At 35.3% G+C, this 10,437-nt stretch carries 7 protein-coding genes (1 of these 7 running past the window's edge); 5 read left to right on the top strand and 2 right to left on the bottom strand.

Annotated elements, in window-relative coordinates:
- On the bottom strand, positions 1–1,135 hold the 5' portion of the coding sequence (locus CGC52_RS01630) for a RagB/SusD family nutrient uptake outer membrane protein (RefSeq protein WP_095893251.1). 428 nt of this gene lie to the left of the window's left edge; the window shows 1,135 of its 1,563 coding nt (coding positions 1–1,135); the start codon lies at positions 1,133–1,135; its stop codon lies off the left edge, out of view.
- A gap of 12 nt (positions 1,136–1,147) precedes the next feature.
- Entirely contained in the window at positions 1,148–4,480 is a 3,333-nt protein-coding gene (locus CGC52_RS01625; protein WP_232751829.1) for a SusC/RagA family TonB-linked outer membrane protein, read from the bottom strand.
- Between the two features lie 632 nt (positions 4,481–5,112).
- On the opposite strand from CGC52_RS01625, the gene CGC52_RS01620 reads away from it, so the two are divergent.
- From CGC52_RS01620 to rplI, 5 genes are all read left to right on the top strand, one after another.
- Positions 5,113–7,578, top strand: a complete 2,466-nt coding sequence (locus CGC52_RS01620) for an outer membrane beta-barrel protein (protein WP_095893249.1) — start codon at positions 5,113–5,115, stop codon at positions 7,576–7,578.
- Positions 7,579–8,153: 575 nt separating this feature from the next.
- Positions 8,154–8,825 (top strand): hypothetical protein, encoded by a 672-nt coding sequence (locus CGC52_RS01615; RefSeq protein WP_095893248.1) that lies wholly within the window; start codon positions 8,154–8,156, stop codon positions 8,823–8,825.
- A gap of 209 nt (positions 8,826–9,034) precedes the next feature.
- Entirely contained in the window at positions 9,035–9,376 is a 342-nt protein-coding gene (gene rpsF / locus CGC52_RS01610) for a 30S ribosomal protein S6 (protein WP_042005321.1), read from the top strand.
- A gap of 3 nt (positions 9,377–9,379) precedes the next feature.
- Positions 9,380–9,673: a 30S ribosomal protein S18 gene (rpsR, locus tag CGC52_RS01605; RefSeq protein WP_042005311.1), complete on the top strand. Its 294-nt coding sequence runs from the start codon at positions 9,380–9,382 to the stop codon at positions 9,671–9,673.
- Positions 9,674–9,759: 86 nt separating this feature from the next.
- Complete coding sequence (gene rplI / locus CGC52_RS01600; protein ID WP_095893247.1) at positions 9,760–10,251, top strand: 50S ribosomal protein L9; 492 nt, start codon at positions 9,760–9,762, stop codon at positions 10,249–10,251.
- Positions 10,252–10,437 lie beyond the last annotated feature (186 nt).

Raw genomic sequence — 10,437 nt, 5'->3', positions numbered from 1 at the left:
CACTCGTGTTGATAAAGCCCATGTATTTAGTTAGCACAATGCCTCGTCCTCCGCCTGTGGCGGTTCCGTAGAAATCATAGAAAGTAGCTGTTTTTCGAGAGTCAGCAATATCGAATTGTTCGAAAAGAGGGAAAATATATTCGTTACGGAATACACCCGCACCTGATGCAATGTTTAACGGATCATTGGTAGGGATTGGAGTTCCGTCAGCTTTGAATTTACTATTAAAATCGTTTGGATTATACATAAACTGACTAAAGTGGTTGGTCGCTTCATTTTCAAGGAAAGGCATTGAGAAAATAATCTCTGCGTTTTCTTTGTTGTTATGAGCAAATACATTGCTGAACGAAGGTAATAAACTGAAACGTCCTGAGTTTTTAACAAAATTTAATGCACTCTCAGCAGTGGCTAAATCTGTTTCTGCGGGAGTTTGATTACCTGTTGTTACTTTTGCTGACCATAAATAAACCTCAGCTTTCAGCATTTTTGTTGTATAGATACTCCATTGTGATTTTATCAAAGCAGTTGAATTTCCAAAATATGATTCTGATTTTGCAATATCCTCTTTGATGAGATCCAAAATTTCTTTTGGAGTGCTTCTTGGAGTGTACAAATCAATTCCATTTTCAGGTGTTTTGTCAAGTACTTTGGTTTCTTTGTTCATAGGAACACCTCCGTAAGTTCTGTACAACCAAAAATAATACCATGCTCTTAAACCATATGATTGAGCTAACATTAGTTGTTTGTCTGTGTCTTTCAGATAGTTAGCATTTTCAACCTGTTTAATAGCCCAGTTGATTCGCAAAATATTACCATAAAAACCAACCCAATTTGCTACACCTGTGTTAGCACTGGTTAAGTTTTGAGATTTAATTGCCGAGTAACTTACTGAGTTGGCCAGAGAGGTACTTGTGGTGATTTGAGTTCCTCCACGAGCTTCTCCTAATAACCAGTAATTTACGTAGTTACTTCGTAGTTCTCTGTGCAGCCCCAGCATATAACCTTTTGCTTGGGCTTCTGTTTTCCAAAAATTCTGACTTCCATAGTAGTCCTCTGGACCTAAATCCAAATCGTTACACGATACGGTTAATAGTAATGAGGAAGTCAATACTGTTAAATATTTAAATACTTTCATCTTGCTAAAATTTTAAAAAGTCAAGTTTAAACCAATGATTACTGTTCGCGGTAAAGGATAATTATTTGCAGTTCTTCCTAAAGCCTCAGGAGAATAGGCTTTTGATTGTGTCAAATATCCCAAGTTTTGTCCAGTTAAAGAAACTTCCAAGCCATTTAATGATAATGATTTGCATAAATCGCTATCGAAAGCATATGCTAATGAAATTTCTCGGAAAGCTAAATAACTTCCTTCGTACACGAACATGCTTGTATCACGGGTGTAATTTCTTTTTCCTAATTGGTCAGCCCATACATAACGGGGATATTTAGCATTTGGGTTTTCAGGTGTCCAAGAATCTTTGACTTCGGTTACTGTGTTGAATGAACCTTGTGCGTTTGCCATAAACCAAGGTAAACTTCCAATTTCACTTATCAATTGCTTAAATCCAAGGGCATAATCCATACGAGCTGAAAGGCGAATGTTTTCATAAGAGAATGTGGTATTGATACCTCCTGTGAATTTAGGGAATATATTTCCTACTTTGACTTTATCGAATTGGTCAATTTTTCCGTCTCCATTCACATCTTTCCAAATCACATCTCCTGGTTGAATAGGGAGGTGTTTAACCTTTGATGCTGATTTTTCGGCTTCACTGAGGGCTTCCCAAGCAGCAGGGCCATACAATTTTTTGTTATCGCTACCATACCCCCCGATAGATTCATCTATTAGGTTATTTGCTAACTGTCTAATTTCTTCTTCATTTTTGTAAATACCTAAGGCTTCATATACGTACAAGTCTCCTGGAGTTTGCCCTTCTTGATAACCGCCTACCCAAATTTTATTTCCTGTAGTTCCGTCATACACCTCAAAAGCTCCTTGTCGATTTCTCTCTAAGCCATTGTTAGGTAGTTTAATTACAGTGTTTTTGTTATGAGTTATATTTAGTCCAATGTCCCATTTCATTTTTTCTTTGTTAATGGCTTTGAAGTTGGCTTCAAACTCAATACCTCTATTTCTGAAAGCTCCGTTATTGGTTCTGATAGCTGTGATACCAGAAGAATGAGGAAGACCGATATTCGCATATTTATCCTCGGTCAAACGATCATAAAATGTAATGTTTGTTGACAAACGGTTCTCTAAGAACATTAAATCAGCCCCTACTTCAAAGGTTCTTGATTTTTCCCAACGCAACCCTGTGTTAGGTAAATCTCCTAAGTGAAAGCCTGTTTCTCCTTTGTATTTTCCTGTTCGGTAGCTACCTTGTAAATCGTAGGGTCCAATGCCTGAAGCGTTACCGTTCAAACCAAAGCTGGCTCTAAGTTTTGCAAACGAAAGTATATTTTTGAAACTGTCAGAAACAAAATCTTCTTTGGTAATTACCCATCCTCCTGAAACTCCAGGGAATGTACCCCAACGATTGTCAATCAAACTTGAATATCCATCACTGCGAAGTGTGAGAGATAAAATATATTTTCCGTCATAGTCATAATTTAAGCGACCGAAATAGGATTTGATACGATTATTACTATGGTTTGAATCAATGCGACGTTTTCCTTCTTCACTTAATGTAAGAGATAAATCCATAAAGTCGTCGGTAGGAGCTCCTTCACCTGTTGCAGAGAACCCCATGTGGTAGTTATCATAGTATTCATATCCCGCCATAGCATCTAAGTTATGAGAGCCTAATGACACTTTGTAGTTCAAAATACCGTTATAGGTCTGGCGAATCGTTCTTCCAAAAGAGGCTGAAGAGCTTCGCGTTTTGTTTATTGAGTTAGGTCTATCTAAATAGTCCTTGTCAAAAGATTCGTAAACTCCCTCGTCAAACATCACATAACCATTCAATGTGAAAGAAAGTCCTTTCAATAAATCCACTTTGAACGATTGTCCTAAGTTAAATTTATCGGTATTGTTTTTGCGAATGAATTTCCCATCGTAGATCCATGGGTTTCCGTCTTGAACATCTCTTCCCAGTACTAATTGTCCATCAACATATTCTTTCTGTGTAGGAGGAGCAGAAAGCATACGACCAAAATAACGGTCATCACCCATTCCGTTGATGTTATTATTCCAAGTAGCATGAGCAATAGAAAAACTACTGATTGATTTTAGCCAAGGTCTTAATTGATATTCAGCATTTAACGTACCATTTAAGCGTTTGTACCAGTTTTTTACAGGCAATCCTTCTTGATTAAAATATCCTAAACTTGCGTAGTATTTTCCCTTTTCGTTACCGCCAGTCATTGAGAATGTATAATCTCTTGTCAGAGCAAATGGGCGGAATGCTGTGCTTGAACGATCAAAATTAGAGAAGATAATTTCTTTTCCCGTTACGGGATCCATCATGGTTTGCCATCCTTCGCCAAGCAATGTTTGTTTTTGAGAATCTGACAATCGCTCTAATAACATCGGAGACCAAACCGCTTGTGAGTAAACATTAGGGTCAATCAATTCACCTGTTCTTGGATGGAAATGCAGGTTTCCTATTCCGTAAGGACCTACATTATTCAAAGAGTTAGCATTCGAATATCCTTTCCAAGTGCCATCCGCTAACTGATAGATACGAGAGGTGTTATAAACGGCGGTTCTTTGCCAATGTAGATAATCGCGTGCGTCCAAAAATTCATGCTGGCGATTCATATAGTCAAAGCTGTGCTTTATCCTCAAGTTCATCGAAGAAGAACCTACTTTACCGCGTTTTGTCGTTACAAGGATAACCCCGTTGTTGGCTCTTGCTCCGTAAATTGCTGTGGCTCCTGCATCTTTTAATAAATCCATTGATTCGATGTCGTTGGGGTTTAAGTCATTCAAACCTCCGCGAACTTGCCCGTCAACAATGACTAAAGGAGAACCAGAACCGTTTAGGTTTGTACCTCCACGTAGAATTAATGTTGGGATGGATCCAGGTTTACCCGAAGTTTGTGCTACTCGCAATCCTGCAACAGCCCCTGATAATGCTTGTGCAGGGTTTGAAAATGACCCCTTTTCCAATACTTCGGCCTTTACTGTGGCAATAGAGTTTGTTAATTTGGCTTTCTCACGAGTTCCTCCGTATCCCGTAACAACAACCTCTTCCAATTGGTTTGCTTCTTCTTTCATTAAAGCGTTGATAATCAATGATTTACCCCCCCCTGTAACTTTTTTCTCAACGGTTGTAAAACCTAATGAGATAAATTGAAGAATTTCTCCCTCGTTGGCTTTGATGGTATATTTTCCATCAAAATCGGTGGCAACACCACGGTTTGTGCCTTTTACAATAACCGACACGGCAGGAATTGGCATTCCATCATCTGATGAAGTTACCACCCCACTAACTTCTTTCTCCTGAGCAAAAACTCCTTGAAGAAAGAAACATAATGACATAATCAAAATGTGTTTTAGAAATTTTCCTTTCATTGCAACATTTAGTTTTTAAAGTTTTACTTAATTTTTTTAATATGTTATACATAATAACACAGAGGCAAAGATAATCTTTTTGGTCGAATAAGCAACAATTACGTTAATTTTTTTTATGATTTTCTTGATTTAAATCTTATAAATGATTCATTTTTTTGTGAAAAATATCCTCAAAATTGTTTTTTTTACAGTCTTAAATGTTAAAATTAGATGTATAGTTACATCAGATCTATTAAAAAAATGATTTATCAATAATTTTGTTTTTTTTCGTTTTTAAATCGATTTCTTGTGTAAAAATAGTTTAAACATCTCTATTTGGATTGAAACGAAAATAAACGAATTTTTTTCAAATTATCTAATTGTTTAGAAAAATAAAAGTATCATCCGAAAGGAATTGTTAGATTATGAAATAATAAAACCTTAAAATATCAATTTATAAAAATTCTAATTAGAGTATAAGTTATTTAAATACAGTTGTTTATTAGATAGCGAAAGAATACAAATAGTTGTCAGAACATAAAAAAGATATGAATCGGTTTAAACCTTGTTATTTTTTTATTGTCTAAGAGCTATATTTCGAATATTAAACCATAGGCAGTATGAAGAAAATTGTACTTTTATTATTTTTAGCAACCACTACGATTTGGGGGCAGGATTATTCTATTACAGGTAAGGTCGTTGAATATGACTCTAAAACTCCTTTAGAATACGCAACTATTGTTTTAGAACCTATTGAAAATCCAACAAAGTTGACGGGAGGCGTAACCGATGAAAAAGGAGAATTTCACATTAAAGCACCTAAAGGGATGTATACCTTGAAAGTCAAGTTTTTTTCGTTCAAAAATTATGAAGTGAAAAACTTCAACCTTAAAGAAAATACAAAGTTAGGTACCATAGCTCTACATTCAGATGTAGAGCAGTTAGAAGGAGTGGAAGTAGTTGCAGAGCGTACCACAGTTGAATTACATTTAGATAAAAAAATATACAATGTAGGTCAGGACATGACCGTTAAAGGAGGTTCAATTTCAGATGTTTTGGACAATGTGCCGTCCGTTTCGGTCGATACGGAAGGAAAGGTAAGTTTCCGTGGTAACGAAAGCGTTCAAATTCTCATTAACGGAAAACCTTCGGCCTTGTCTGGTGTGAATGATGAAGCTTTACGTCAATTACCTGCCGAATCTATAGAACGTATTGAGGTAATTTCGAATCCTTCATCACGTTACGATGCCCAAGGAACTGCAGGAATCATTAATATCATTCTTAAAAAAGGAAGTGCTATTGGACTTTTTGGGTCTGTAAGTGCATCTGTTGGAAATCCGGAGGCTTATGAATTGGGTACGAATTTGAGTTTACGAAAAGAAGATTGGACATTCTTTGGAAATCTATCCTACAGTAATCGAAAATCTCCAGGAAAAACACTTTTTAACCAAGAAAATTTGGATGCAACAGGAAAAACCGCTAACTTCCAAGATGAAAATCGACAAACATTCCGTAATCGTAAAGGGTTGAATTTCAATCTTGGAGCTGAATATCGTTTCAATGAACGTTCTTCCATTACAAATAGCGTAGTAGTGGTTTCCAATGACGGTAAAAACATTACTGACACAGACTTTTTTAACTATAACGCCAGTCGTGTTTTGACAGCGCAACGTTATAGAAATAACACTGAGAAAAGTGATGATTTACGTTTTCAATACGCAATGAATTTTGAGCATAAATTCAATGATGAAGGTCATAAATTGACCGCTGACTATCAATTCTCTAAATCAGATCAAGAAGGAAATGGACTCATTACGGAGCATAACTTAACATCGAATACCTATTTAGATGTGGAACAAACCATCAATAAAGAAAAAGTGAATAAGCATTTAGCTCAAATTGACTATGTTCTTCCGTTTGGAGCTAACAAAAAATCTCAATTTGAAGCCGGGTATCGAGGAACAATTGATGAAACTGACACGGATTATGCAGTGGGAATTTTGGACAACACAGGGAAGTTGATAGTAAACAACAATTTGAGTAATCGGTTTATTTATGACCAATACGTAAATGCGTTTTATTCACAATTCGGAATCAAAGCAGGTCAATGGAACTTTATGGGAGGTTTACGTTTTGAGCATACGAAAATACAATCACTGTTGGTCAATACTCAAGAAAACTATTCCAAAGAATATGCAGGATTATTCCCTTCGCTGTACGTAGGACGTGAGTTTGAAAACGACCAACAAATCAGTGTGAGTTATAGTCGGCGATTGCGTCGTCCGTGGTCGCGTTTTATCAACCCATTTGTGTCGCGTTCAAGTAATACCAATTTATTTGGAGGAAACCCAGACCTCGACCCAACTTATACGAATGCTTTTGAGATTTCTCACTTAAAAAAATGGGAAAAAATGACGCTAAGTTCATCCGTATATTACAACTATTCGACCCAAGTTTTTGATATGATTTCTTTGGAAACAGGCGATTTCGTTACAGTCAATGGATTGTTGGTGCCAGTGATGTTGCGTCGTCCAATAAATCTTTCGGATGAGTCTCGTACAGGAATGGAATTTACAGCAAACTATACCCCAAAAAGAAATTGGCGTTTTTCATTGAATTTCAACTTTTATCACTATAAATCAAAAGGGGAATACAGCTATACTAACTATTTGAATACCACAACCGTTCAACGATTCAATACCGAGGCTAATTCTTGGTCAAGCCGATTTACAGCACGTTTACCTATTGTGTATGGTATTGATTTTCAAACAAACGTAAATTATTCAGCCCCAAGAAAATCAGCTCAGTCAGATATAGAGGGTAGCATTTCAGCTAATTTGGCACTCAGTAAAGAACTTTTTGATAGAAAAGCAAGTGTGTCGTTGAATGTAAGCGATATTTTTAACTCACGTAAAATGATTGCCGACACCCGAACTGAACGAGTTATCTCACATTCTGAGATGCAGTGGAGACAGCGTCAAATCATGTTAAATTTCACCTATCGTTTCGGAAATATGAAACAACAACCTAAAGAACGGCGTCAACGCACTATGGACGATGCAGGTGGAGATATGGAAATGATGTAAAAACATAAAGAAAAATGACTAATGAAAGAGGTGATTCTTAACGAATTGCCTCTTTTACGTATTAATTCATAAGTTCTAAATTTGAGATAATTGTACTCTTTTTATAATTACATTTAAAATTTCGGTTGTGTTATAAAAAGTATGATGGTAGTTTTGATTGTCAGGCTGAGCGTAGTCGAAGCCCTGTAATTACGAGGCTTCGACTACGCTCAGCCTGACAGAAATATCCACTTTATTAAAGGTATCATACTTTTTACAACACTTTCAAAATTTCATCTGTGTTAAGTGTATCGAAATATAACAAAACTTTATTTTATTATTAAATATGTTATTTTCAGGTGTTTAAATATAAAAAGGCTATTTATATTCTTTTTGTTTATTACGAAAATATAGTTAATAATTACGATTTAACTTTTTATTAACAAATTTATATTTTTATATCCATACATTTGCCCTGAATTGCAATTGAATGGGTGTATAAAAAAATGTTGAACGCCTTTCGGAGATAATAATTATCTAAGAATGATGAAAAGTATACCTGTGAAAATAAACCTAATTTTGAATACGATTAAGATATGAGAGCGTATAAGTTATTTTTAATATTGCTATTTCCGTTTTTTGCAATTGCACAAAATGGACGCTCTTTGGAAGTCACATCCCTTTTTGGAATGCCTGTGTATACTTCCTTTGATAAGATAGACAATGCTTTGGTCGGTCGATCATATCCTGCTTTGGTTGCCAAATTAGATAAAGGAAATGGTTTAGCTGGAGGCGGTGAATTTATTTTCAGATTCAACCGCTGGGGAATTAAATTGGGGACATTATCAGCAAATTTAAGTAGCTCCTCAAACCAAGATGGGCATTATTATAGCGGTGAGAATGAATATACTACTTTTGGTGTAACCCACGATGTTATAGCTAATGAAATCTTTACGTTTACTCCCTATTTTGGTTTAGGTCATCAAGAAAGTGAAATTTATTTAGATTATGAATTTAAAAATTCAGTTACACCTACATCACTTCATATACAAGGCAAAGAAGCTGATTTTACTTTTGGAGGCAAATTTTATTTTAGAGTCTACCATTGGAATGACAAACGTTTTAAGATATACTTAAACGCTGATGTTTTCTATAAGATTTCTTATTCAAACAAGTGGCGATTTGATAATATGCTGATTAAATCTAAAGATTTTGATTTATCGACTTTAGGAGTTTTAGGAGGGGTTACTCTTCGATATGATTTTTAAGTCCAGTGCATTTAGTCTCTAAAATATGAGAGTATCATTTTCAGGACTTTTTAAATTTTTATCAGGATATACTCTTGTTCTTTCTTTTTTTGCGATTACGTTCGATATGTAATTTGGGTTTATAGAAAAAATATAAACGTAAAAATTTGGTAGATAGTAAAAAAAGTACTACTTTTGCACCTCAAATTTTTAACACAAAAAATAATTTTATGAATCATTACGAAACTGTTTTCATTTTGAATCCCGTTTTATCTGAAACACAGATAAAGGAAGCAGTAGAGAAATTCGAGAATTTCCTTACGGCAAAGGGTGCAGAGTTTGTATCAAAAGAAAATTGGGGCTTGAAAAAATTAGCTTATCCAATTCAAAACAAAAAAAGTGGTTTTTATCACTTGTTTGAGTTTAAAGCAGCTGGTGAAGTTATCAGTTCATTTGAATTAGAATTTAAACGTGACGAGCGTGTAATGCGTTTCTTGACCGTTAAATTAGACAAACACGCTGTTGCGTGGGCTGAGAAAAGAAGAGCAAAGTTGAACATTAAAAAAGCGTAAGAAATGTCTATCGAGCAACAAGCAAAAGGAAAAAAAGACGGAGAAATTAAATACTTAACTCCGCTAAATATCGACACTTCAAAACAAAAAAAATACTGTCGATTCAAAAAATCAGGAATCAAATACATTGATTATAAAGACGCAGATTTCTTATTGAAATTTGTTAATGAGCAAGGAAAATTGTTACCACGTCGCTTGACAGGGACATCTTTGAAATATCAACGTAAGGTAGCTACGGCAGTTAAAAGAGCACGTCATTTGGCCTTAATGCCTTATGTAGCTGACTTGTTGAAATAATCAAAAATAATAATAATAATCAAAAGTTGTTGGTTTTCTCACTTTGAGAAACCTAACTTCATAATTCATAAAAGGACAACAACATCATGGAAATTATCCTAAAACAAGACGTTCAAAACTTAGGTTTTAAAGACGATATCGTAACCGTTAGAAATGGATATGGTCGTAACTATCTAATCCCACAAGGATTGGCAATTTTAGCAACTCCTTCTGCAAAGAAAGTGTTAGCAGAGAACTTGAAACAACGTGCTTACAAAGAGCAACACATTATTGATGAAGCTAAAAAAACAGCTCAGGCATTGGCTGGATTGGCTGTTAAAATAGTTGCAAAAGTGGGTGCGGGAGGCAAATTATTTGGTTCTGTTAATAATGCTGATTTGGCTCAAGAATTAGCAAAGGCTGGTCATGAAGTAGATAAAAAATATGTAACTATTCCAGGAAACAGTTTAAAAAGAGCAGGAAAATACAATGCTTCTGTGCGTTTACACAGAGAAGTGATTGTGGATTTGCCTTTCGAAATCGTTGCTGAGATTGAGAAAGTTGCTGAAAAACCAGTTGAAAAAACTGAGAATGAATAGTTTAGAGACTCGTACAAATCGAGTACTTAATTAAAGATAGAAGAGGCTGTCAGGAAAATCCGACAGCCTCTTCTGTATTCTCTGTGATTTGTGCCATGTGTGATTTTAATAAAAGGTCTGAACCATTTATAAGGTTTAAAACCACATGGAAACATAGCTCCTATCTCGTTTAATAAAATTCGTTTA

Origin of the sequence: Capnocytophaga sp. H2931 (genome assembly GCF_002302535.1) — a bacterium.
Lineage (GTDB): Bacteria > Bacteroidota > Bacteroidia > Flavobacteriales > Flavobacteriaceae > Capnocytophaga > Capnocytophaga canis.
The sequence above is the reverse complement of the archived record's forward strand: the minus strand, read 5'-3'. Positions and strand labels throughout refer to the sequence as shown.